The organism is Roseovarius sp. 10 (genome assembly GCF_033100315.1).
Lineage (GTDB): Bacteria > Pseudomonadota > Alphaproteobacteria > Rhodobacterales > Rhodobacteraceae > M30B80.
This window is the reverse complement of sequence record NZ_JAWLVH010000001.1, coordinates 605,125-628,976: the sequence shown is the minus strand read 5'-3', so window position 1 is coordinate 628,976 and position 23,852 is coordinate 605,125. Positions and strand designations below refer to the sequence as shown.

25 protein-coding genes and 1 tRNA gene are annotated in these 23,852 nt (G+C 57.3%); 14 read left to right on the top strand and 12 right to left on the bottom strand.

The window, feature by feature from the left end; all coding sequences use genetic code 11:
* The first annotated feature begins 84 nt into the window (after positions 1–84).
* The 13 genes from RYZ18_RS03155 (at position 85) to RYZ18_RS03095 (ending at position 9,529) form a co-directional block, all read left to right on the top strand.
* Positions 85–546 carry an Rrf2 family transcriptional regulator gene (locus RYZ18_RS03155; RefSeq protein WP_317655800.1) on the top strand — a complete coding sequence of 154 codons (462 nt, stop codon included), beginning with the start codon at positions 85–87 and terminating at the stop codon, positions 544–546.
* Positions 546–1,598: a cysteine desulfurase family protein gene (locus RYZ18_RS03150; protein WP_317655799.1), complete on the top strand. Its 1,053-nt coding sequence runs from the start codon at positions 546–548 to the stop codon at positions 1,596–1,598. Before RYZ18_RS03155 ends, RYZ18_RS03150 begins: the two co-directional genes overlap by 1 nt.
* 120 nt (positions 1,599–1,718) lie before the next feature.
* Complete coding sequence (gene sufB / locus RYZ18_RS03145; protein WP_317654924.1) at positions 1,719–3,236, top strand: Fe-S cluster assembly protein SufB; 1,518 nt, start codon at positions 1,719–1,721, stop codon at positions 3,234–3,236.
* Positions 3,236–3,430 (top strand): hypothetical protein, encoded by a 195-nt coding sequence (locus RYZ18_RS03140; protein WP_317654923.1) that lies wholly within the window; start codon positions 3,236–3,238, stop codon positions 3,428–3,430. Before sufB ends, RYZ18_RS03140 begins: the two co-directional genes overlap by 1 nt.
* Before the next feature lie 4 nt (positions 3,431–3,434).
* Entirely contained in the window at positions 3,435–3,629 is a 195-nt protein-coding gene (locus RYZ18_RS03135) for a hypothetical protein (protein WP_317654922.1), read from the top strand.
* Positions 3,630–3,634: 5 nt separating this feature from the next.
* Positions 3,635–3,946 (top strand): heavy metal-binding domain-containing protein, encoded by a 312-nt coding sequence (locus RYZ18_RS03130; RefSeq protein ID WP_317654921.1) that lies wholly within the window; start codon positions 3,635–3,637, stop codon positions 3,944–3,946.
* A 33-nt stretch (positions 3,947–3,979) separates the two neighbouring features.
* Entirely contained in the window at positions 3,980–4,735 is a 756-nt protein-coding gene (gene sufC / locus RYZ18_RS03125; protein ID WP_317654920.1) for a Fe-S cluster assembly ATPase SufC, read from the top strand.
* Entirely contained in the window at positions 4,735–6,033 is a 1,299-nt protein-coding gene (gene sufD, locus RYZ18_RS03120; protein WP_317654919.1) for a Fe-S cluster assembly protein SufD, read from the top strand. The genes sufC and sufD overlap by 1 nt, the downstream gene beginning before the upstream one ends.
* Positions 6,034–6,048: 15 nt before the next feature.
* Positions 6,049–6,555: a YIP1 family protein gene (locus RYZ18_RS03115; protein WP_317654918.1), complete on the top strand. Its 507-nt coding sequence runs from the start codon at positions 6,049–6,051 to the stop codon at positions 6,553–6,555.
* A gap of 4 nt (positions 6,556–6,559) precedes the next feature.
* Positions 6,560–7,156, top strand: coding sequence for a YIP1 family protein (locus RYZ18_RS03110; protein WP_317654917.1), 597 nt, complete (start codon positions 6,560–6,562; stop codon positions 7,154–7,156).
* Between the two features lie 9 nt (positions 7,157–7,165).
* Positions 7,166–8,386: a cysteine desulfurase gene (locus RYZ18_RS03105; RefSeq protein ID WP_317654916.1), complete on the top strand. Its 1,221-nt coding sequence runs from the start codon at positions 7,166–7,168 to the stop codon at positions 8,384–8,386.
* A gap of 56 nt (positions 8,387–8,442) precedes the next feature.
* Positions 8,443–8,519, top strand: a tRNA-Arg gene (locus RYZ18_RS03100).
* 77 nt (positions 8,520–8,596) lie between these two features.
* Complete coding sequence (locus RYZ18_RS03095; RefSeq protein ID WP_317654915.1) at positions 8,597–9,529, top strand: 3-hydroxyacyl-CoA dehydrogenase; 933 nt, start codon at positions 8,597–8,599, stop codon at positions 9,527–9,529.
* Between the two features lie 5 nt (positions 9,530–9,534).
* Here the strand turns inward: RYZ18_RS03095 and RYZ18_RS03090 are convergent, their stop codons facing one another.
* The 12 genes from RYZ18_RS03090 to RYZ18_RS03035 form a co-directional block, all read right to left on the bottom strand.
* Entirely contained in the window at positions 9,535–11,166 is a 1,632-nt protein-coding gene (locus RYZ18_RS03090; RefSeq protein WP_317654914.1) for an acyl-CoA synthetase, read from the bottom strand.
* Positions 11,163–11,972, bottom strand: coding sequence for an enoyl-CoA hydratase (locus RYZ18_RS03085; RefSeq protein ID WP_317654913.1), 810 nt, complete (start codon positions 11,970–11,972; stop codon positions 11,163–11,165). Before RYZ18_RS03085 ends, RYZ18_RS03090 begins: the two co-directional genes overlap by 4 nt.
* Before the next feature lie 24 nt (positions 11,973–11,996).
* Positions 11,997–12,443, bottom strand: a complete 447-nt coding sequence (locus tag RYZ18_RS03080; RefSeq protein ID WP_317654912.1) for an OsmC family protein — start codon at positions 12,441–12,443, stop codon at positions 11,997–11,999.
* A 27-nt stretch (positions 12,444–12,470) separates the two neighbouring features.
* Positions 12,471–13,649 (bottom strand): NAD(P)/FAD-dependent oxidoreductase, encoded by a 1,179-nt coding sequence (locus tag RYZ18_RS03075; protein WP_317654911.1) that lies wholly within the window; start codon positions 13,647–13,649, stop codon positions 12,471–12,473.
* On the bottom strand, positions 13,646–14,710 hold the full coding sequence (locus RYZ18_RS03070) for an Ldh family oxidoreductase (protein ID WP_317654910.1): 1,065 nt from the start codon (positions 14,708–14,710) through the stop codon (positions 13,646–13,648). Before RYZ18_RS03070 ends, RYZ18_RS03075 begins: the two co-directional genes overlap by 4 nt.
* A gap of 76 nt (positions 14,711–14,786) precedes the next feature.
* Entirely contained in the window at positions 14,787–15,980 is a 1,194-nt protein-coding gene (locus tag RYZ18_RS03065) for an FAD-binding domain-containing protein (RefSeq protein ID WP_317654909.1), read from the bottom strand.
* A 67-nt stretch (positions 15,981–16,047) separates the two neighbouring features.
* Positions 16,048–16,596, bottom strand: a complete 549-nt coding sequence (locus RYZ18_RS03060; RefSeq protein WP_317654908.1) for a carboxymuconolactone decarboxylase family protein — start codon at positions 16,594–16,596, stop codon at positions 16,048–16,050.
* A gap of 15 nt (positions 16,597–16,611) precedes the next feature.
* A complete protein-coding gene (locus RYZ18_RS03055; protein ID WP_317654907.1) occupies positions 16,612–18,648 on the bottom strand; it encodes an NADH:flavin oxidoreductase in 2,037 nt (678 codons plus the stop codon).
* Positions 18,649–18,757: 109 nt separating this feature from the next.
* Positions 18,758–19,399: a nucleoside/nucleotide kinase family protein gene (locus RYZ18_RS03050; RefSeq protein WP_317654906.1), complete on the bottom strand. Its 642-nt coding sequence runs from the start codon at positions 19,397–19,399 to the stop codon at positions 18,758–18,760.
* On the bottom strand, positions 19,383–20,159 hold the full coding sequence (locus RYZ18_RS03045) for an ATP-binding cassette domain-containing protein (protein ID WP_317654905.1): 777 nt from the start codon (positions 20,157–20,159) through the stop codon (positions 19,383–19,385). Before RYZ18_RS03045 ends, RYZ18_RS03050 begins: the two co-directional genes overlap by 17 nt.
* On the bottom strand, positions 20,156–21,244 hold the full coding sequence (locus tag RYZ18_RS03040; RefSeq protein WP_317654904.1) for an ABC transporter permease: 1,089 nt from the start codon (positions 21,242–21,244) through the stop codon (positions 20,156–20,158). The genes RYZ18_RS03045 and RYZ18_RS03040 overlap by 4 nt, the downstream gene beginning before the upstream one ends.
* A gap of 209 nt (positions 21,245–21,453) precedes the next feature.
* Positions 21,454–22,473 carry a substrate-binding domain-containing protein gene (locus tag RYZ18_RS03035; protein WP_317654903.1) on the bottom strand — a complete coding sequence of 340 codons (1,020 nt, stop codon included), beginning with the start codon at positions 22,471–22,473 and terminating at the stop codon, positions 21,454–21,456.
* A gap of 149 nt (positions 22,474–22,622) precedes the next feature.
* Here RYZ18_RS03035 and RYZ18_RS03030 point away from each other — a divergent pair, with 149 nt between their 5' ends.
* Entirely contained in the window at positions 22,623–23,825 is a 1,203-nt protein-coding gene (locus tag RYZ18_RS03030; protein ID WP_317654902.1) for an ROK family transcriptional regulator, read from the top strand.
* The last annotated feature ends 27 nt before the right edge of the window (positions 23,826–23,852 follow it).

The following is a 23,852-nucleotide window of genomic DNA, read 5'->3' as shown; positions in this document are numbered from 1 at the left end:
AATCACGGGCTTGGTGTGAATAAGGGCGCGCGGCAAAGTTTCTGCGAAACAGGGCTGCCAAAATGGCACAATTCGGGGGGCAAGATGAAGCTCAGCACAAAAGGCCGATACGCGATGGTGGCTATGGCCGATCTTGCCTTGCAAGCGGACGGCGCGTTGACCTCTCTTGCGGATATTGCCAAGCGGCAGGATATTTCGCTGCCCTATCTTGAGCAGCTGTTTGTAAAACTGCGCCGCGAGGGTTTGGTGGTGTCTGTGCGCGGGCCTGGCGGGGGGTATAAACTGGCCAAAGCGCCCGCAGAAATTCGCGTGGTCGATATTTTCTCGGCGGTCGAGGAAACGGTTTCAGCGATGCATAAGGGGGCGGGCGCCTCTGGCGGCATGTCGGGCAGTCGTGCGCAAAGCATGACCAATCGCCTTTGGGAAAGTCTCAGCGCCCATGTTTATGTCTACCTGCATCAAACACGGCTTTCGGATGTGATCCGCAATGATTTGACGCCATGCCCGGCCGTTCCAACCCTCTTTACAGTGGTGGATGGGGCCTGATGGCGCGCGTCTATCTGGATCACAACGCCACAATGCCGCTTCGGCCCGAGGCGCGCGCGGCAATGATCGCTGCAATGGATGTGGTGGGTAACCCGTCCTCCGTTCATCAAGAGGGGCGCGCGGCCAAGGCGTTGATGGAACGCGCGCGCGGTCAAATTGCCAGTGCCATCGGCGCAGAGGCCGCCGATATCGTGTTCGTGTCTGGCGCGACCGAGGCCGCCGCATTGGCCCTGTCTGGGCGCAATCTTAAAGGGGCCGCGATTGAACATGACGCTGTGCGCGCGTGGATCCGCGAGGAACTAGAGGTCGATGCGCAAGGTCAGGTGCATGTCACAGATCCTGCAGAAGCGACCCTCCAACTTGCGAATTCCGAAACGGGGATCATCCAATCCTTGCCCGAAGGTTTGGCCGTATCTGATTGGACGCAAGGCTTTGGCAAGCTGCCGCTTGCCTTTGATTGGTCGGGGGTCGATATGGCGTTTATCTCGGCGCATAAAATTGGCGGGCCGAAGGGAATCGGCGCGCTGATCTTGCGGCGTGGCCTTGATGTGGCGGCGCAAATTCGTGGCGGCGGTCAAGAAATGGGGCGCCGATCTGGAACCGAGAATTTAATTGGCATTGCAGGATTTGGTGGTGCAGCGCAGGCTGCAATACAAGATATTGAAAATGGCCTGTCGAAAAAGCTGGAAAAACTTAGAAATATTCTAGAAAAGACACTGGAACATCGCGCCAAAGATACTATTTTTGTCGGGAAAGATGTCGCGCGGCTTCCCAATACCAGCCTGATGGTCACGGAGGGGTGGAAAGGGGAAAGCCAAGTGATGGCAATGGATCTAGCAGGATTTGCGATTTCCGCAGGCTCTGCTTGTTCCAGTGGCAAGGTCAAATCCAGCGCCGTTTTGCAGGCAATGGGGCTGACGCCAGAGATGGCAGGATGCGCGATCCGTGTCTCTCTTGGGCCACAAACGCAGGAGGCCGATGTAATGGCCTTCGCGGAAGCTTGGGCCGATGCCTATGACAGGCGCAAGGCGCGGGCAGGGTTAAACCGCTAGGGGGCCGCATCATCATAAGATGCGGCAGGGCCACCGCGCCGCACCCCTTGCGATCGAATAGATGCACGAGGGGGTGGGTGGCCTATACGCACCCATCAGGAAGAAACAGGAGTTGATCCCATGACCGCACTCGACAGCGATATCCGCGAAGGTGTCGATCGCGAAACCGTTGAAACCGTCAAGGCGATGGGTGGCGCGTATAAATACGGTTGGGAAACCGATATTGAGATGGAGTTCGCCCCAAAAGGCCTGAACGAGGACATTGTGCGCCTCATCTCAGAAAAGAATAACGAGCCCAAATGGATGCTTGATTGGCGCCTGCAGGCGTTCAAACGCTGGAAGCAGATGGCTGAACCTGATTGGGCCATGCTGAATTACACGGCGATTGATTACCAAGATCAATATTACTACGCCAAACCCAAAAGCATGACCGAAAAGCCCAAAAGTTTGGACGAGGTCGACCCAAAGCTTTTGGCGACCTATGAGAAACTTGGTATCCCCCTGAAGGAGCAGATGTTGCTCGCAGGGGTTGAAGGCGCAGACGCCGAGGCCGCACCGCGCAAAGTGGCGGTTGATGCGGTGTTTGACAGTGTCTCGGTCGGCACGACATTCAAGGATGAATTGGAAAAGGCAGGAGTCATCTTCTGCTCCATTTCCGAGGCGATTCAAAAGCACCCAGATCTGGTGAAGAAATATCTTGGCTCGGTTGTGCCGATTTCGGATAATTTCTTCGCCACTTTGAACTCTGCCGTGTTTTCGGATGGTTCCTTCGTCTATGTGCCACCTGGCGTGCGCTGCCCTATGGAATTGTCCACCTATTTCCGCATCAATGCGGAAAATACGGGCCAATTTGAGCGCACATTGATCATTGCGGATAAAGACGCCTATGTGTCCTACCTTGAGGGCTGCACCGCCCCGATGCGCGACACCCACCAATTGCACGCCGCAGTTGTGGAATTGGTCGCCCATGATGATGCCGAGATCAAATATTCCACAGTGCAAAACTGGTATCCGGGCGATGAAAACGGCAAGGGCGGGATCTACAATTTCGTAACCAAGCGTGCCGATTGCCGTGGGGATCGCTCGAAGGTGATGTGGACCCAAGTGGAAACGGGGTCGGCCATTACATGGAAATACCCGTCTTGCATCCTGCGCGGTGATGACAGTCAGGGGGAATTCTACTCCATCGCCATCGCCAATAATGCGCAGCAGGCCGATACAGGCACCAAGATGATCCATTTGGGCAAGAACACCAAATCGCGGATTGTCTCCAAAGGCATCAGCGCAGGGCGCGCGCAAAATACCTATCGCGGTCAGGTTTCGATGCATCCAAAGGCGAAAAACAGCCGCAATTACACCCAATGCGACAGTTTGCTGATTGGTGATAAATGCGGCGCGCATACTGTGCCATATATTGAGGTCAAGAATAACTCTTCGCGGGTTGAGCATGAGGCCACCACTTCGAAAGTGGATGATGATCAGCTGTTCTATTGCCGCTCCCGCGGGATGGATGAGGAAGAGGCGGTGGCCTTGGTGGTCAACGGCTTCTGCCGCGAGGTGTTGCAGGCGCTGCCAATGGAATTTGCCATGGAAGCGCAGCAATTGGTTGCAATCAGTCTTGAGGGGAGTGTCGGCTGATGAACTGGAAATATTGGCTCACCGCAGGGGAACCACGCCCGCGTTATGCGCTGTTGGTTGCTATCGGTGTGGTTGTGATGATGGCCTTGACCTATTCTATCTGGCATCCAGGTGGGCCAGGCCTCGCGGCCTTCGCCGCCGTGGCGGCCACCATTATCAGCCATGTATCGGCAAAAATGATCATGCGGAAATAAGCCCATGTTGCCAGAGCTGTTGCATCAAACCGCGGGGATCGGCGTTGGCACCTTTCTTGGGGCGCTGATTGGCCTGTCTGTGCGGGCGCGCCAAGGCAAGCGCGGTGGATTGGTGCGCAGATCGATCTTTTTGACCTCAGTTCTGGTGGGCATGGCGGCTTGGGTTGCAATGGCCGTGCTGCGCGGCGTTATGGGGTAAGGCGGATGATCGTTACAACAACACAATCTATCGAAGGTCGAAAAATCACGGACTATCGTGGTATCGTGGTGGGTGAAGCGATTTTGGGCGCAAATGTGTTTCGCGATATTTTCGCAAGCATCACTGATATTATCGGCGGGCGCTCTGGGGCCTATGAGGGCGAGATGGCCCGTGCGCGCGAAACCGCGCTGGCCGAAATGCAAGATCGCGCGCGCGAGCAGGGCGCGAATGCGGTGGTCGGTGTCGATCTAGATTACGAAGTTATCAACAATATGCTGATGGTCAGTGCCTCAGGCACGGCTGTCACGGTGGAATAAGGTAAAGGGCCTACGCCCTTGAAGGAGAAGATAATGCTTGAGATCAAGAACTTACATGTCGAACTTGAGGAAGAAGGAAAGCAAATCCTCAAAGGTGTCGATCTGACCGTAGAGGCGGGCAAGGTTCATGCGATCATGGGGCCAAATGGCTCGGGCAAATCGACCTTGTCCTATGTGCTGTCGGGGCGCGATGGGTATAGCGTCACGGATGGCTCTGCCACTTTGCTCGGCGAAGACATCCTTGAAATGGAACCCGAAGAGCGCGCCGCCGCAGGCCTGTTTTTGGCATTCCAATATCCCGTTGAGATCCCCGGTGTTGGCAATATGACCTTCTTGCGCACGGCGCTGAACGCCCAGCGTAAGCTGCGCGGCGAGGATGAGGTAAGTGCGGCAGAGTTTCTGAAACTGGTGCGCGAAAAGGCCAAGACCCTCAAGATTGACGCAGAAATGCTCAAGCGTCCCGTCAATGTGGGCTTCTCGGGCGGTGAGAAAAAGCGCAATGAAATTCTGCAAATGGCGATGTTGGAACCCAAGATGTGCATCTTGGACGAAACCGATAGTGGCCTTGATGTGGATGCGATGAAACTGGTCTCCGATGGTGTCAACGCGTTGCGGGATGCGGGGCGTGGGTTCCTTGTGATCACCCATTATCAGCGCCTGCTTGACCATATCAAACCTGATGTTGTGCATATCATGTCGGATGGCCGTATCATCAAAACGGGCGGGCCAGAATTGGCCTTGGAAGTTGAGAAAAACGGCTACGCGGATCTGTTGGCGGAGGTTGCGTAATGGCTTTGGCGCAGGCACGCATTGATTTGACCGAGGCGCGGATTGCGGCGCTTGAGTTGCCGCACGGGGCCAATTGGGCCAATGAGGCGCGCCATACTGCCCTCACACGGCTGCGCGCCATGGGTTTGCCCACCGCGCGGGATGAATATTGGAAATACACAAACCCCGCCGAGTTGACCGTGGCCGATACACCCGAAGCGGCGCTGTTTGATCCGGGCCAAGATCGGCGTGTCTTTGAAGACATTGATCGCCTCAAGATTGTCTTTGTGGATGGTGTGTTTGACGCGGCTCAATCAGATGATCTCAGCCTTGAGGGGCTGGAAATCTCGCGACTGTCGGATGTTTTGAAAACCGACATTCACTGGGCGATGGATCTTTATGGTCATCTTGAAACCCATGGCCAAGACCCTGTCGCGCGCCCCTTGGCTGCGCTGAACACGGCCTTTGCCACGGATGGCATTGTGATCCGTGCCACAGGGCGGGTGTCCAAACCCGTCAGCCTGATCTATCTGCATCAGTCTGAAACCTCCGATGCCGTGTTGCACCATGTGATCCGCGTTGAGGAAGGCGCAGAGATGACCTTGCTTGAACAGGGCCCTGCGGCGGCGCGGTTCAATAAATGCACTGAGGTTGATCTGGCCCCGACCGCACGCTTTCATCACATCCGCGCACAGGGGCGCGATCACGCCCGCCGCGCCGTGACCCATAGCTTTGTGCGCGTGGCCGAGGCGGCGCATTACAAAAGCTTTACCCTCACCTGCAACGGCGTTCTGACCCGCAACGAGCATGTGATTGATATCGTTGGGGATAATGCAGTTGCCCATGTGGCGGGTGCAGCACTTGGCGATGGCAAGCGGGCCGAATTCCATCATGACGACACGGTCTTTGTGACCCATCGCGGTGAGGATTGCGAAAGCCGTCAGGTGTTTAAAAAGGTGTTGCGTAACGGGGCCTCTGGCGTGTTTCAGGGGAAAATCCTTGTGACGCCTGGTGCGCAAAAGACCGATGGCTATCAAATCAGCCAAGCCCTGCTTTTGGATGATGACAGCACGTTCTTGGCCAAGCCCGAGCTTGAGATTTACGCCGATGATGTGAAATGCAGCCACGGCTCGACCACTGGCGCGATTGATGAAGAGGCGTTGTTCTATCTGCGCTCGCGCGGGGTGGATCACTCAACAGCCACCGATCTTTTGGTTCTGGCCTTTTTGGCCGAGGCGATTGATGAGATCGAAGATGAGACGCTGCGCGCAGATATATTGGCCCAGCTAGAGCTGTGGTTGGCACGGCGGCGCGGCTAAAGGGTAGGGTCTGCAATGTCAGTCAGCCGCGATATTGTCGCCTCTTGGCGTCGCCCGCGACAGGTGCTGCGGTCTATGCTGAACCATGGCCGCCGCGAGGATCGGGCGATTGCCTTTGTCATGATCGCGTCTTTCCTGATGTTTGTGGGGCAATGGCCCAAACTGAGCCGTGAGGCGTTTTTGGATCCATCGGTGCCACTGCAGGCGCGCCTGGCCATCACATTTTTCTCAATGATGATGGTGATGCCTTTGATGCTCTATGTCTTTGCAGGGATTTCGCATTTGGTGGCGAAATTGTTTCGCGGGCGCGGCACGTTTTATTCTGCGCGGTTGGCGCTGTTTTGGTCGCTTTTGGTGACGGCACCGCTATTTTTGCTGAACGGGCTTGTGGCAGGGTTCATCGGGCAGGGGCCTGCATCCGATGCCACGGGTTTGGTGACATTGCTTGGCTTTTTGGTGATTTGGCTGGCGTGCCTGATTGAGGCAGAGCGCGCACCAGAGGCCGTAACAGAAGGGGTTTAGGCGCGTGAACCTGTCAGAGATTCTCACCCTATCGGGTCTGTGGCGTCATACGCGTGACACGATCCGCGCCCCGCAAGAGGCGGCGCAGGCGGTTTTGGCCCTCAATTTGCCGCGCAATGTTTTGTGGTTGGGCTTGGCCTTGGTCATTACCCTATCAACCCTGTTGGCAAGTGCGGTCTTGTTGATGGTGCCGATGCCAGAGGCGGGCGCAGGCGTGCCGATGCCTGTCGTGATGGGGATTGTTCAGGCGGTTTTCCTTGTTTTGGTGTCCCTTGGCATCGCGGTGATTGGTGCGCGCTTTGGGGGCAAGGGCGATTTTGACGGTGCGCTTGCGTTGATGGTCTGGTTGCAGGCCGTGTTTCTGGTCGTGCAGGCCTTTCAAATCGTAGCCATTGCCATTGGTTTGTCGGTTCTTGCCGATATTGTCAGCCTTGCCTCTATCCCACTATTCTTTTGGCTCATGGCGCAGTTTGTCACTGTTTTGCATGGGTTTTCGTCCGTTTGGAAAACCTTTTGGGCGATTATCATGTTTCTCATCGCCTTTGCCTTTCTTCTTTCGCTAGTCGTGACAAGTTTCGGTCTTGTCCCAATGATGCCGTAAAGGGTTTCCATGTTTGATGTAGATAAAATCCGCGCTGATTTTCCGATCCTCTCACGTGAGGTGAACGGAAAGCCATTGGTCTATCTCGACAATGGGGCGAGTGCGCAAAAGCCGCGCGCGGTGATTGATGCGATGACCCATGCCTATGAGGCGGAATACGCCAATGTGCATCGTGGTCTGCATCATCTCTCTATGGTTGCGACCGAGGCCTATGAGGGGGTGCGCGGCAAGATTGCGCGCTTCCTCGGCGTGGCGGACGAGCGCGAGATTGTCTTCACCTCAGGGGCAACGGAAGGCATCAATCTGGTTTCCTACGGTTGGGCCGCGCCGCGCCTGCAGGCGGGGGATGAGATCATCCTCACCATTGCCGAACATCACGCCAATATCGTGCCGTGGCATTTTCTGCGGGAACGTCTTGGCGTGAAATTGGTCTGGGTCGAGACAGATATGAACGGGGATTTGGACCCGCAAGCGATGATTGATGCGATCACCCCGCGCACGCGGCTGATTGCGATGTCGCATATGTCAAATGTGCTTGGCACTGTATTTGACGTCAAAACGGTGATTGATGCCGCCCATGCCCGCGATATCCCCGTGTTGGTGGATGGGTCGCAGGCGGCTGTGCACATGCCGCTGAACCTTGATGCGCTTGGCGCGGATTTTTACGCAATCACAGGGCACAAACTCTATGGCCCGTCAGGATCAGGTGCGATCTATATCAAATCGGCGCGCATGGCTGAGATGCAGCCCTTCTTGGGCGGGGGGGACATGATCCGCGAAGTGCATCGTGATGAGATCACATGGAATGACCCCCCAATGAAATTCGAGGCGGGGACACCGGGCATCGTGCAGCAAATCGGTCTTGGCGTTGCCCTTGATTACATGAGCGCCGTGGGGATGGAGGCAATTGCCGCCCATGAAGCCGATCTAACCCAATATGCACGCACCCGCCTTGCGGGGCTGAATTGGCTGAATGTTCAGGGGAATTCTGCGCATAAAGGCGCGATTTTTTCCTTCACGATAGATGGGGCGGCGCATGCCCATGATATTTCCACTGTCCTTGATAAAAAAGGTGTGGCCGTGCGCGCGGGCCATCATTGTGCACAGCCTTTGATGGAACATATGGGTGTGACGGCCACCTGCCGCGCGTCCTTTGCGATGTATAACACCCGTGCCGAGGTGGATGCCTTGGTCGAAGCCTTGGAACTGTGCCACGATCTTTTCGCCTAAGCGCGCACGGATTGATGATTGCGAAACCGCGCCCGCGCCGCTAAAAGCGGGCTCAGGCACCCGTAGCTCAGCTGGATAGAGCGCTGCCCTCCGAAGGCAGAGGCCAGAGGTTCGAATCCTCTCGGGTGCGCCAGTTTTCTTTTTCATCTGGAATGCCGCCCCGCCGATCCTATAGCATATCGGCAGATATGATGGTGGAGGGCGCGAGATATGGGCAAGATTGCGATTGTGGGGGCAGGGCTGATTGGTCAGGCATGGGGGGCTGTGTTTGTGGCAGCGGGCCATGATGTTGTGCTTTATGATCCTATCGCGGGTGTTGCCGATGGCGCGGCGCCAAAGGTTTTGGCGCGGTTGCAGGATTTAGCCGATCACGGCCTGATTGCCGCACAAGAGTATCGCAGTCAGATCAGCGTGGCTGCGAGCTTGGCCGCGGCGCTTGAGGGGGTGATATATGTCCAAGAAAGTGGCCCAGAAAAACGCGATGTAAAGGCGACCCTGACTGCCGAAATGGATGCAATTCTGCCGCCCGATGTGCCGATTGGCAGTTCAACCTCGGGCATTCCTGCCTCGTCCTATGCGGCTGATGTCGCGGGGCGCGCGCGCTGCTTGGTCGTGCATCCGATCAATCCCCCCCATCTGGTGCCCGCCGTTGAGATTGTGCCTGCCCCTTTTACCGCAGCTGAGGTTACCCAAAAAGTGCGCGATTTGATTGCACAGACAGGGCAAATTCCCATTACATTGAAGCGCGAGATTGACGGGTTTGTGGTTAACCGATTGCAAGGTGCGCTGCTGATTGAGGCGTTTAAGCTGCTGCAAAATGATGTGGCTGCGCCCGAGGATATTGACCGCGCCATTTGCGATGGTTTGGGGATGCGATGGTCGTTTATGGGGCCGTTTGAAACAATCCACCTGAATGCACCGGGGGGCGTGTCGGATTATGTCACGCGCTTTGCGGGCATGTATCAGACCATGTTTGAGGGCGACACAAAGATCAGCGATTGGTCGGCTGCCTTAGACCAAGGACTGACGTCCTATTTGGATGATCTGCACCCGCAAGACAGCCTGCCAGAGGCGCATCGCGCGCGCGATCTAAAGCTTATGGAGCTTTTGCGCGCGCGGCGTGCGGGGGGGCGCAGGGGATAAGCCTGTTAGCTTGCCCCTGCCTTTGCCATGTCGCGCAGTTGGAATTTCTGGATTTTACCCGTGCTTGTGCGCGGGATCTCTGTGAAAATAAAATCACGCGGGCATTTATAATGGGCAAGGCGGTCGCGGCACCATTCGCGCAGATCATCGGCGCTTGCGCGTTCCCCTGATTTCAATTCGATAAAGGCACAAGGCGTCTCGCCCCATTTCTCGTCTGGCTTGGCCACCACGGCCACGACAGCCACGGCTGGGTGTCCGTAAAGCACCTCCTCCACCTCGATGGAGGAAATATTCTCGCCGCCCGAGATGATGATATCCTTTGAGCGGTCTTTCAGCTGAATATACCCATCTGGGTGGATCACCGCCAAATCGCCCGAATGGAACCAACCGCCCGCAAAGGTTTTTTCGGTGGCGCTTGGGTTGCGGAAATATCCTTTCATCACGACATTGCCGCGGAACATGACCTCGCCCAAAGTTTCCCCATCGCGCGGGACGGGCTGCAATGTATCGGGATCAAGCACATCCAACTGTTCTAGCGGCGTGTATTTCACGCCCTGACGCGATTTAAGCCGCGCTTGTTCGGGCGGGGGCAAATCTGACCATTCCTGATGCCATTCATTGACCACGGCGGGGCCATAGGTTTCGGTTAGGCCATAAAGATGGGTCACATCAAACCCCGCCTGTTGCATATCGGCCAAGACCCGCTCTGGTGGCGGGGCTGCGGCAGTAAAGAAATTCACCTGTGATGGCAGTTTCTCTCGCTCGGGCGCATCCAAGATCACCGACATCACAATTGGCGCGCCGCATAGATGGGTTACGCCATCCTCGGTCAAGGCGCGCCAAATCGGCGCGCTGCGCACTTGGCGCAGGCAGACATGGGTGCCAATGATGGCGGAAATTGTCCAAGGGAAGCACCAGCCGTTGCAGTGAAACATCGGCAAGGTCCACAGATAGACCGCGTGTTTCTGCATCGAAGTGATCAGCGCATTGCCCTGTGCCAGCAAATAAGCCCCACGATGGTGATAAACCACACCTTTGGGATCGCCCGTGGTGCCGGAGGTGTAATTAAGCGCAATCGCATCCCATTCATCATCGGGCAGGGCCCATTGATAGTCAGGATCGCCTTTGGCCAGATAGGCCTCGTAATCTTCGGCTGTTACATCGCTGCGCGGGCCGTCATATTCGGGGTCATCATATTGCACCAACTGCGGCTTGGATTTCGCCAGTTGCAGCGCCTCTTGGGCCAGTGGCATGAATTCCGCATCTACGATCAGGATTTTGCTTTCGGCATGGTCAATCTGAAAGGCGATGATGGCCGCATCTAGCCGCGTGTTAATAGAATGCAGAACAGCGCCGCACATTGGCACGCCGTAATGGCATTCCAACATGGCGGGTGTATTGGCAAGGATCACAGAGACATTATCGCCCCTGCGCACCCCGTCTTGTGTCAGGCGAGACGCCAATTGCCGCGCGCGCGCATAGAAATCGCGGTAACTGCGGCGCAAGGGGCCATGAATGATAGCCACATGATCTGGGTAAGTGCCTGCAGCGCGCTCAAGAAAACTCAGCGGGCTGAGGGGTTGATGATTGGCCGCGCGCCGCGCAAGGCTTGGGTCATCGTGATAAATCTGGCTCATTTGTCCTGCCATTGTGGATGACGTTTTTCGATAAAGGCCCCGATCCCTTCTTCGGCATCATGGGTCAGCATATTATCCACCATAACCTGCGCGGCATAATTATAGGCCTCGGCCAGCCCCATTTCGGCTTGGCGATAGAAGGCCGATTTTCCAGTGGCGAGGGTCATTGTGGATTTTGCGGCGATTTTGGCGGCCATCTCTTCGGTTGTGGCGCTGAGTTCTGCCTCAGGGACAGCCTTATTCACCAATCCCATCTCAACCGCACGCGGGGCCGCGATCATATCGCCCGTCAACAGCATCTCCATCGCGTGTTTATGGCTGACATTGCGCGACAAAGCGACCATGGGGGTCGAGCAAAATAGCCCAATATGCACCCCTGGTGTGCCAAAGCGCGCGCCGTCTTCGGCCACCGCCAAATCACAGGTCGCAACCAATTGGCACCCCGCTGCCGTGGCCACGCCCCGCACCTCGGCAATCACGGGCTTGGGGCAGGCCACAATCGCTTGCATTACGGATGCGCAAAGCGCCATGATCTTGGTGAAATAGGCGCGCCCCCCATCGCCCTCAGCGCGGGCGGCAGTCAATTCCTTCAGATCATGACCCGCACAAAAAGCGGGGCCACGAGAGGCAAGAATGACCACCCGCACCTCAGGATCATCGCCTGCCGCATGGATCGCCTCAAGAAGGTGGTTCAGCATCGCCTCGGACAGCGCATTGCGGCGTTTTTCGTCATTCAGGGTCAGACGTAAAATCCCCCGCGCATCAAGCGCGCTGTCTAGGATATTGGTTTGGCTAGCTATGGTCATGGCATCCTCTCCCAGATTAGGGGCTTAGCTGATCGTCACCTCAACATAGTCGGCGATGGAATTTGCAACAAAGCAATAACGATGGGCGCGGTGCTGCATCTCGTGAAGCGTTTCCTGATCCACCGAAAAGCCGGTATCAAAGGTCACTTTGGGGTGCAGATCAATACGGGTCACGGCCATGCGGCCTTTGGGGCTTTTGCCCAAATGGGCCACGGCATGGTCGCTATAGCTTGCCACAGGCCAACCTGCCTTCGCGGCAAGGGCCAGAAAGGTCATCATATGGCAACTCGACATCGCAGCGGCCAAGGCCTGTTCTGGATTGGTATAGGCGGCATTCCCGCCCCAATCGGGCGCGGCATCCCCCATGACCTTGGTGTCATCAGTATAGGTGATCTCATGGGCGTTGCTGTATTTCTGCGGGGTCAGCGTGGCCTCTTGGCGCTGCCAGTTTAGGGTGATGGATAGGCTCATGACGCGGCAACCTTTCTTTCGTTACAATCAGATAAATTTGGTTTTGAAATCGGTATCATACCCCTCAGGGGCGAGGGGTTGGCCTGTGGCCGCCAAAGCCCCCAGGCGACCGATTTCATCACAGCTTTTCGCGGCGGCCCCATTGCCGCCTGTCAGAATGGTCAGGTGATCATCAAGCCGCTCGATATAGGGGTATCCTGTGGCGGTGAAACTGATGACGCATGTATCGGTGTGATAGGATTGCACTGGCAGATCGGGCAAAATTGCCGTCAAATAGCCTTGCAAACGCGCGGCGGCCTCTGCGCTGCCCTGAGAGCGGAACCATGCGGTCATCTCGGCCTGATTGGTCAGGCTTGGCGAGGCAGGTTCGCCCCCGATTTTCAGATAATATTTCCCATCGGGATATTGGATCGGTGGCAGCAGATACAGGTCTTCATCCATGCGCCCATCTTCGGGCATGGAAATCAGCGTGGGCATCTCGGCCAAGCGCGCCACGTCATCCGGCGCGATTTCGGCCAAAAGCACGGTGCGTGCCATCACGTTCATATCGGGGCGGGCGGGCAAAAGCCTGTCGGTGCGCGCATAGCCCCCCGTGGCGATGACGACATGCCCCGCATCCACTGTTTCGCCGGTTGTAAGGGTGACTGTGCTCTGATCCTGCGCCACGGCGGCGGCGTCAATCACCACGCCCCCTGCCTGTTCCATCGCGCGTTCCTCTGCGGCGCGCAATAAGCGGGGGTTGATCCAACCGCCTGCGGCCTCCCATGCGGCGGCTGTTCCTGCGGGAAACCGCATAAAGGGAAAGCGCGCGGCAAGCCCTGCATCATCAAGCCGCTCATGGGGAATGGCCAAGGCCTCAGCCGCCTGCAGAAAGGCGCGAGTAAAATCCGCAGCGGGCCCTGCGATTGGCCCTGCCATCATCACCCCGCATGGGGTGTAGAACCTTTGCCCTAATACCGCCTCAAGTTCACGGTATCGCGCCATTGAACGTAAGGCGAGGCGGGACCAGTCCGCCTTTTCAGCAAGGCCGCGCGTGATCCTGCCTGCGTCATGGTGGCTGCCAAAGGGGCCATCATGGGTTGCACGGTTCTGCGGCTCGGAGGGGCCGATTAGGGCCACGCGATGACCCATTTGCGCCAGATACCGCGCAGCGGCTGTGCCCATCAGGCCACGACCAACCACCGCGATATCAAAGCGCCCCGTCACAGCGACAATCCTGTTGTCTTGGTCAGTTCGGCAAAGCTTGCTTGGGTAACAGGGTCAAGAGGGATACCCTTTTGAGCGCGTAAGGCTGCCACATCCCATTCGCGATCCCCAGGCGCCATGACGCGCGCGCCTGTGCGTGGCGTGCTGGTGCGCAGCTTGGTCAGGTAATGCTCCATGCCCGCAATGAACATCGGGCCTGTTAAAAAGGCCTCTGGGTCAATCGCAATCACAAATCCCCCCACGCCCCGCGGACGGGTCATGTCACCGCCCACCATCGCATCGAGATCGGGCGAGATTTTCATGCCCGTGAAAACCGCCGAAAAGATTTCTGCAACGCCCCCCAATGCGGCCCCCTTAAACCCGAATTCGCCCCCGAGCGGGGCCAACATTTCAGCTTTATTAGGGTCGGTTGTGTTCACACCTGCGGCGTCAGATGCGACATCTTCGGGCAAGGTCACGCCAAGGGAGGCATAAAGTTGCACGCGGTTATAGGGCACAGAACTGGTCGCCATATCCAAAAGCCAAGGGTTTCCTGCGGTGGGAAAGGCGATGGAGATCGGATTGGTGCCATGAAACCGTTCGGCCCCGTCATGCAGGCGCACAAGACTGTCTGAATTGCCAAAGACCATCCCACCCATCCCGCGCTTGGCCAAGGCCATGGTATAGGCCCCCGCAGCGCCGTAATGCGAGCTGTTCATCACCCCAACCGCACCAATGCCCGCCTCACGGGCCAAATCGGCGGCATGATCTGCTGCAGCATAAAGTGCGCGCGCACCATGCGCATCATCCGCGTCCAACATGCCCGTGCCTGCACGGGTTTTGGTGAATTTGAGATTGGGGCGCGGGTTAACACGCCCGCCGCGCATCACCGCCTGATAATGCGGCAAAAGGCGGAAGCCGTGGCTGTCTACGCCATGCAGGCTGGCATGCATCATGGCATCTGTAGTGGTTGTGGCTGTGGCCTCATCTGCGCCCGCAGCGCGCAATATGGCGTGGCTGAAATTTGTTATTGCCTCGGCACTGACCCAAATTTGATTATTATCCTGCCCTTGCGCTGTCATTTTACCCTCCCGCCAGCTTACAATTTCGCGCATGTTGCCTCAGCGCTACGGGCGATGCCAGTTAAGAATTTATCTCTCAATCCAATGCGGCAATCAGCTGGGGGATTTTCTGTTTTACTTTGAAGAAACCCGCCGTGGCATGGGGCCATATCCTTTGATCCCAAGGGTCGCACCATTCGGCGAAGGCGATATTTGCGGCCTCAAGGGGCCTGCGCGCCTCGGTCATCCAATCGAATAACGGCCCTTGCGGGATATAGGGGGTGGCGATTTGCACGGCCCCAAGCCGGGTGGCCATTTGCGCCAAGAGTTTTGGATCGCGCGCCTCGACCATTTCAGCGGTCAGGTCAAGCCGATTTGCGCAATCGCGAATGGCCTCGGCCTCGAAGGCGGCGACACTTGGGCTTGCATGGCGCAAATGCGATTGGGTCAACCCCACCACGGCAACAACATCAAAGCCCGCAATATCGGCGCCTGTGATCCCGCAGTCTTCATCAGTGATCAGCAAAAGGGTTTTCTTCCCCGTCTGTGGCGCAACGGGGCGGCGCAGCGGTAGGGTCGGGGGCAGGCCATCAGGTTCGGTTGCTTCAAGCCCTTCTGTCACCACGGCCAAATCTACATCGCGCGGGGTAAATCGGTTTTGCGTGAATTTTGCGATATTCCACGCCTCGGCCGCGTAGAATTTGCCCCGTGTATGTAGGCCCGCAACCCATCGCCAGCCCAAGGTATTAGACGCTGCATCCCCATCCAAGAGATGACGATAAAAGAAATCCGCGCCAAGCCGCCATGGCAATCGCAGCGTGAATATCCAGATCGAGGCAAACCACATCCGCGCGTGATTGTGCAGATAGCCCGTTTCAACCAATTCGCGCGCCCAATGGTCAAAGCAGTCTATCCCCGTGCGCCCTTCGATGGCGCGGGTATAGGCGCGGGACAAAGGGCGATCTTGGTCGAGCGCGCCCATATCGGCCTCAAGACCTGATACGTAACTGCGCCATATGGCAGGGCGCATCTCAAGCCAGCCTTTGAAATAGCTGCGCCAAATCACCTCTTGAATGAATTTTTCAGCGGCAACCGCGCCATGTGTGCCAAGCGCGGTTTTGACGACCTCTGCCTCGCGGATCAGGCGGCGGCGGATATAAGGCGACAGGCGCGACACAGATTTATGTGCGCCATGTCCCAGATCGTAATTGCGGCCATTGGCATAGGCCTTGCCCATTTTGGGGGTGAATTCGATGAGACGCGCCTCTGCCTCTGCCCGTGTAGCCTGCATGTTTTTGCCTCGCTTGGATGTGCGTTGCGCATCTAGCTAAGGCAGCAGGGGGCAAGGTCAACTGCGCCTAAGCGCCCTCAAACGGGGTTTCGCGCAGCTCGCGCGCGACCGCCTCATCCAGCGGTGGGGGGAAGGAATTGAGGATAAAACCAAGCGTGCTGTAAAAGCCCACTGTGGCAATCAAATCAAAAATGCCCTCTTTGCCAATTTCCGCCTCAAGCGGCCCCTGCATCTGGGGGGGGATCGCGCGCGCGCTCATCAGGGCATCGACTGCGCGGGCGATGGTTTGATCCTGACCTGTGATCTCGTCAATTGGGCCTGCGAGACGCGCGATGCGGTGATCTTCAAACCCGAGGGCGCGCGCACGGCTGACATGATGCGCCCATTCATAATCCGAGCCCATCCAATGCGCGGCACGCAGGATCACCACCTCGCTCAATTCGGGGCCAAGCGCGGTTTTGACCACCACATGATCCCGCAAATCTGCCCAAGCCCGTAGTAATGCAGGGTGATGCGCCATCACCCGATAGACATTCAGCCGCCCCGCAAACCCTGCTTGCATATCCGCGATTTCGGCGGGCCAATGGGCGTTGTCTAGGGGCGGGTAGCGGGTCATTTTTGGGCTCTTTTCTTAGAGGCTGCGCGCAAGGCGCAACCCATCATAAATTGCGGCATGGGTGTTGCGCGGTGAGACTGCATCACCAATGCGGTAGAGGTCAAACTGCCCGTCTGGATTTTTGATAATCTTTTGGGACTGCCCTGCAAGAAAGGCATGGTAATCCATCTCGCCCAAATTGCGCGACTGTGGTTTGAGCGCAAAATAAAGATCATCAAGCGGCGTTGTGCCTTGATTGACCACGACCTGATCCACCTCGCGGGTTTCGATTTTGTCGCTATAGTCACTGACTAAATGCGCGGTCAGGCGATTGCCTGTGCGCGTTACATGGCTGAGATACCACGTGATGGTCATCTGCGCGCCTGAGTGTTGCAGCGCACGAATATAGGGGGTGAGGTTCATGCCCATCACCTCGGGCGCGATGGCGCGGTCGCGGGTGACGATCTCAATGCTGCGGGCATGGGGGGCTGCAAATTCCGCGGCCTGCAACCCCGCGTGATCGCCTGCCTCATCAAAGATCAGCATATCGCCTTCGGGTTTGACATCGCCCGACAAAATATCCCATGCGCTGCAAATGAGGTCGCTGCCCGTCTCTAACCCCCCTTCGCGGGCCATGCCGCCTGTGGCCACAATCACCACATCGGGCGCAGTCGCCAAAACATCTTCTGCCTCGGCATAGGTGTTATATTGCACGCGCACGCCCAGCTTTTCGCATTGTGCAACCCGCCATTCGGTGATCGCCAGCATCTCGCGGCGGCGGGGCGATTGCGCAGTGAGGCGAATTTGCCCGCCTGCCTGCGGGGCGGCCTCAAGGAGATGCACCTGATGCCCGCGCGTGGCCGCAACCCGCGCGGCCTCAAGGCCCGCAGGGCCCGCGCCGATAATGGTGACGCGGGTCGGGGTGTCCGTTGGGGCAATCTTATGCGGTTGGCTTAATTCCCGCCCCGTTGAGGGGTTATGCAAACACAGCGCTTTTTCGCCCTGATAGATGCGGTCGATACAGTAATTTGCCCCCACGCAGGGGCGAATATCCTCCTCGCGCCCCTCGAGAAGTTTTGCCATGATATGCGGGTCGGCAATATGTGCCCGCGTCATCCCCACCATATCCAACTTGCCCGCAGCAATGGCATGACGCGCGGTCGATAAATCGGGAATACGCGCGGCGTGAAAGATCGGTATGCCCGTTTGCGCGCGTAACTCGCCCGCAAAATCCAGATGCGGGGCCGAGGCCATGCCCTGCAACGGGATCACGCGGGTCAGGCTTGCATCGGTGTCGATATTGCCCCGAATGACGTTTAGGAAATCGACCAACCCGCTGTCGCGCAGACGGCGGGCAATCTCTTGGCCTTCGGTGGCAGAAATACCGCCCTTGATATCTTCATCGGCCACAAAACGGACGCCAACGATGAAATCATCCCCAACGCGGGCACGAATGGCGCGCAGGACATCCATCGAAAAGGCCATGCGCGTCTCAAGCGTTTCAGCCCCGTATCGCCCGTCTAGGTGATTGAGGCGGGGCGACCAAAACGCATCCATCAAATGGCCGTAGGATTCCAATTCGATCCCGTCTAGCCCTGCATCCTTCATCCGTTCAGCCGCATCGGCGTAATCACTGATGATCCGCGCGATGTCCCAATCCTCAAGCACTTTGGGATAGGCGCGATGTGCGGGTTCGCGCAGCGCACTTGGCGAGAGGACAGGCAGCCAATCGCCTGTGTCCCACCGCGTGCGCCGCCCCAGATGGGTGAGTTGGATCATCACAGCCGCGCCCTCGTCATGCACTTCGCGGGCAAGACGGGCCATATGCGGGGTAATCTCGTCCCGATAGGCCAAGAGATTGCCAAAGGCGGGTGGGCTGTCGCGGCTGACCACGGCAGAGCCCGCCGTCATGGTCAGAGCAATGCCAGCACGGGCGCGCTCCACATGATAGGCGCGATAGGCATCGGTGGGTAGGCCATCCTCGCTATAGGCGGGCTCGTGGCTGGTGATCATGACCCGATTGCGCAAGGTCAGATGTTTCAGCTGAAACGGCTGCAAGATCGGGTCTGCCATAGGATGCCTCTTAGCGGTTCGCGACTGTGCCAGCCTAGGCTGGCCGTGACGGGCTCTGCTTGTCAAGGAAGGGGCGCGTCACGAAAAGGCGCGTTTGCGCCATTTGCGCCTAGGCGGCCTCCGCCATGACCCAATCTGCCGGCAGGGCATTGGCCAAGACCAATTCGGCATTTGGCAGGTCATTCGCATCGCGCCTTGCGCGGGCCGCTTCGGGGGTGTGACCGTGATCAATCCATCTCTGCAACAGCCGCGCCTCAATTTCCGCGCGCGGAGGCATCAACATAATTGCGCTGTCCCAAAACTTGCGCAAATCACGCCATCCGTCTTGATCCAAAAGCAGATAATTACCTTCGACAATGACAAATTCCACGGAGCGGGGCAGGGTGGCTGCCCCCGCGATCGAGATATCACGCGCCCGATCAAATAAGGGATAAGCGATCTCAGCCTCGGAATTTTCGGAAATACGAGCCAAAAGCTGCGTAAAGCCCTGTAAATCAAAGCTATGCGGCGCGCCTTTGCGCGACAAAATCCCGCGCGCCGCAAGCACCGCGTTATCAAGGTGGAACCCATCCATTGGGATCACGGCGGCGGATTTACCTGCCCGCCCAAGGGCATGGGCAAGCGCGCGCGCAGCGGTGCTTTTGCCCGAGGCGGGCGGCCCCGCAACCGCAATGATCTGGCGCGGTTTCTTGGGCAGGCCCAAGATGTGATCGCGCATTTGACGGGCAATCTCTTCAGGCGGCTGCGACATGATCGGGCTGCATTGCTCCTGTCATCAGGGCCACGGCATCGGACATAGAGACTTCACGCGGGTTCACCACGCAGAGCCGTTTGCCCAAGCGGTGGATATGGATGCGGTCGGCCACCTCGAACACATGGGGCATGTTATGGCTGATCAAAACCACAGGCGTGCCACGCGCACGCACATCTTGGATAAGATCCAGAACCTTGCGGCTTTCTTTCACCCCGAGGGCTGCGGTCGGCTCATCCAAGATAATGACCTTTGACCCAAAGGCCGCAGCACGCGCCACAGCCACCCCTTGGCGCTGCCCCCCTGACAGGGTTTCAACCGCCTGATTGATGTTTTGGATGGTCATCAGACCCAATTCGCTGAGTTTTTGCCGCGCGAATTCCTCCATCGCGCGATGGTCAAGCATCCCAAAAACCGAGCCCAAAATACCCTTTTTACGCAATTCGCGGCCCACGAACATATTGTCCGTGATCGACAGTGCGGGCGACAGCGCGAGGGTTTGATAGACGCATTCAATGCCCGCTTCGCGCGCCTCTAGCGGCGAGGTGAAATTGATTTTGCGATCTTCAAGAGTGATTTCGCCCTCATCGGGGGTGACCGCCCCTGATATCGCCTTGATCAGTGACGATTTGCCAGCACCATTGTCACCGATCACGGCCAGAATTTCACCGGGCATCAGATCAAAATCAGCATGATCTAGGGCGGTGACACGGCCATAGCGTTTGACCAAACCGCGCGCTTTGAGAATGGGTTGTGTCATGCGGAGACCCTCCTGATCCATTGGTCAACGGCAACGGCGATGATAATCAGCCAACCGATTGCGAAAATTTGCCAAAGCACATCCACCCCCGCGAGGCGCAGACCTGACTGGAATACGCCCACGATGAGGGCGCCAAAGAGCGCGCCCATGATAGAACCACGCCCCCCAAAGAGGCTGATGCCGCCGATCACAACAGCCGTGATTGATTGCAAATTGCCCTCATAAAAACTTTGGGGTGAGATGGACCCAACCCGCCCGATTGAGGCCCAGGCCGCAAGCGCGCAAATGAACCCCGCAAGCATGTAAACCTGACGCAGGGTGCGGTCGGTGCGAATACCTGCCAATTCGGCCGCGTCCTTGTCGTCACCGATCATATAGACATGGCGGCCCCAAGCGGTTTTGTTCAGCAAATACCAAAGACCCGCAAAGACCAACACCATCAGAACCGTGCCATATGTCAGCCGCGCTGAGCCCAGTTCGATATTCTCACCAAAGAATTTGAGGAGGGGGGCGGCGTTGTCGATATCTTCGCCACGGATAGATTGCGCGCCAGACAGCCACAGGTTCAACGCGAAAAAGATATTCCATGTGCCAAGCGTTGTGATGAAGGGTGGCAGTTTAATCTTTGTGACCAACAGACCATTGAGATAGCCTGCAAATGTGCCTGCGACAAAGCCGATGAGGATGGCAATTGGGGCGGGAACGCCAAATTCCACCGCCAATTTTCCAGAAATTACGCTGATCAAGACCATGATTGCCGCAACCGACAGGTCAATCCCTGCGGTTAAAATCACAAGGCTTTGCGCTGCGGCAAGGATCCCGATGATGGAAACCTGCTGCATGATCAAAGTCAGGTTAAACGGGGTGAAGAACCGCTCGCCTGCAATTAGGCCAAACACCAAAACGGCGCTAACCAACACGATCACAGGCACAAATGTGGGGTTGCCGTGCAAAATATGCTGCAGCTTGGCCGCAAAGCCCCGTTTTTGATGCTCAAACTGCGCCACGCGATCATCGCTTTTGGCGAGATCAGCCTCGTAATCTTGGCCCTTCGGGGCAGGTGCGGTGCGTTCTTGGTCTTGCATGGCTCTCTTCCAATTGGGGCGGTCGCGCCGCGAAAGTTTCGTCAAAAAACCTGCGCGCGGTCAAACCAAAACCGATGGATCAAAGTTTTGCCCCTGTGTCCCCAAAGGGGGAAGGGCGGGTCAGATGGGCGCGGTGCGTAGGATGCGCCGCGCCCTCTGGGATTGGGGGGCGGCAAGCCACCCCCTTTGGGATAGATCAGGTCAGGAGCTTAGCCCCAGCACTGCTCCAACGCTTCTTCGGAAGAGATCGACTCGATGCCGTCTACAGGCTGGTCAGTGACCAAGAGAACGCCTGTGTTGAAGAAATCGAGGCCATCTGTGTTTTGTGGCATCGTGCCATCGGCTGCGAATTGTGCAATCGCGTCAATGCCCAATGAGGCCATCTTCAGCGGGAACTGCATGGAGGTCGCGCCGATCACGCCCGCAGCAACATCACGCACGCCAGGGCAGCCGCCATCGACCGAAACGATTAGGGCTTGGCTTTCCAAACCAAAGGCGCGCAGCGCCTCATAGGCCCCTGCAGCGGCAGGTTCGTTGATCGTGTAAACCACGTTCACGCCGCTGTCGATTTGCAGCAAGCTTTCCATCGCGGTGCGGCCACCTTCGGACGAGCCGTTGGTGACATCATTGCCAACAATGCGCGGGTCATCTTCATCACCGATATCGGTTGGGTCTTTTACATCGACACCAAAACCCGTGAGGAAGCCTTGGTTGCGCAGATAGTCCACCGAAATCTCGGACGCGTTGAGGTCAAGCATAGCGATCCGTGCGGTCGAGGTGTCCCCCATCGCAGCAGCGGCCCATTGGCCGATCAATTCGCCTGCGCGGAAGTTGTCGGTGGCAAAGGTTGCATCAGCCGTATCTGCAGGCTCAAACGGTGTATCAAGCGCGATCACCAAAGCACCAGCTTCGCGGGCCTGTGTAATCACAGGGGCCAAGGCACGGCTGTCAGATGGTGTGATCAAAATCCCTTGTGCGCCTGCCGCGATGCAGGTTTCAACAGCGGCAACTTGGCTTTCAACATCGCCATCAATCGCGCCTGCGTAAGTTTGCAGGTTAATCCCTGCCGCTTCGGCGGCAGCGGTCGCGCCTTCCTTCATTTTAACAAAGAAGGGGTTTGTGTCGGTTTTTGTGATGAGACATGCGGTGATGTCCTGTGCTGATGCAACATTTGCAAAACCGAGGGCTGCAACACCCCCCAACAGCACTGTTTTCAAACCTTTGGTCATTTTTTCCTCCCCAATGATCCAATGGAGGCAGAATCTGCCTATGCCCAATGTGATGCGCGATGCATTTAGCCCTGTCAATAAATAAATCACTCTTATTTATTAATTGACAGGAGGTGACAGCGCGCGCATCTTTTGGCAGGGAGGATGTCATGGCAGATGGCAGTGACAAAACAATAGCACAGGGCGGGGCCGAGTTTCGCGGCACCAACCAAACGGGTATGCGTGCGCAAAATGAGCGCGTGGTTCTCACATTGATCCGCCGTCACGGGGCATTGGCCAAGGCAGAGATCGCGCGGCTGAGTGACCTGTCGGCGCAGACTGTTTCGGTGATCATGCGCGCGCTTGAGGAAGACGGGCTTCTTTTGCGTGGCGAGCCGCAGCGCGGTCGCGTGGGGCAGCCCTCCGTTCCGATGACGCTAAACCCCAATGGTGCCTTTTTCTTGGGTCTGAAAATTGGGCGGCGTTCCTCGGAAATGGTGCTGACCGATTTCTTGGGCAATATTCTAGAGCGGCGAATAAATCTGCAGGTTTATCCCGATTATGCGGATGTTCTGCGCTTTGCCCTTAGGGCCGCGTCTGACTTGCAGGAGACGCTTCCCAAAGAAGCGCAATCGCGCATCGAGGGGTTGGGGATCGCGATGCCCTTTCAGATGTGGGACTGGGGCCCCATTATCGGCGTAAGCCCCGCCCAGATGGAGCCGTGGCGCCATCACGATATTCAGGCCGAATTGCAGGCGGAATTGCCGTTTCCAATCTTTCTACAAAATGACGCCACCGCGGCCTGCGCGGCGGAACTGGCCTTTGGCACGGGCAGTCAGCCCGCTTCGATGCTGTCCTTCTACATCGCCTATTTCATTGGCGGCGGCGTGGTCATGGAGGGCGGGCTTTATGCAGGGGTGACGGGAAATGCGGGGGCGATTGGCTCGATGCCAGTGCCCGATGCCGAAGGCGAATTGCGTCAGTTGATTGACCAAGCCTCGCTTGTTTTGCTTGAACGCGCGCTTGAGGCGCGGGGGATCGACCCGATGACGCTGTGGCGCACGCATGCGCAGTGGGACATTCCCGATGATATTCGCAATGGCTGGATCGCACAGGCGGGGCGGGCGATTGCCCATGCGACCCATGCCGCGATTTCGGTGATTGATTTTCCCGTGATCCGTATTGATGGCTGGATGCCAAGTCTCATCCGTGCGGCCTTGGTGGCGCGGGTTGAGGCAGAATTGGCAGGGCTTGATTTCACAGGCCTAGAGCGACCCGTAGTGCAAGAGGGCACAGTTGGCGCAGATGCCCGTGCCCTTGGCGCGGCAAGCCAACCCCTGTTTCGGCGGTTCCTGACGGGGCTGACACGCTAGATATTCTTCGCGCAGATTTACCGAATT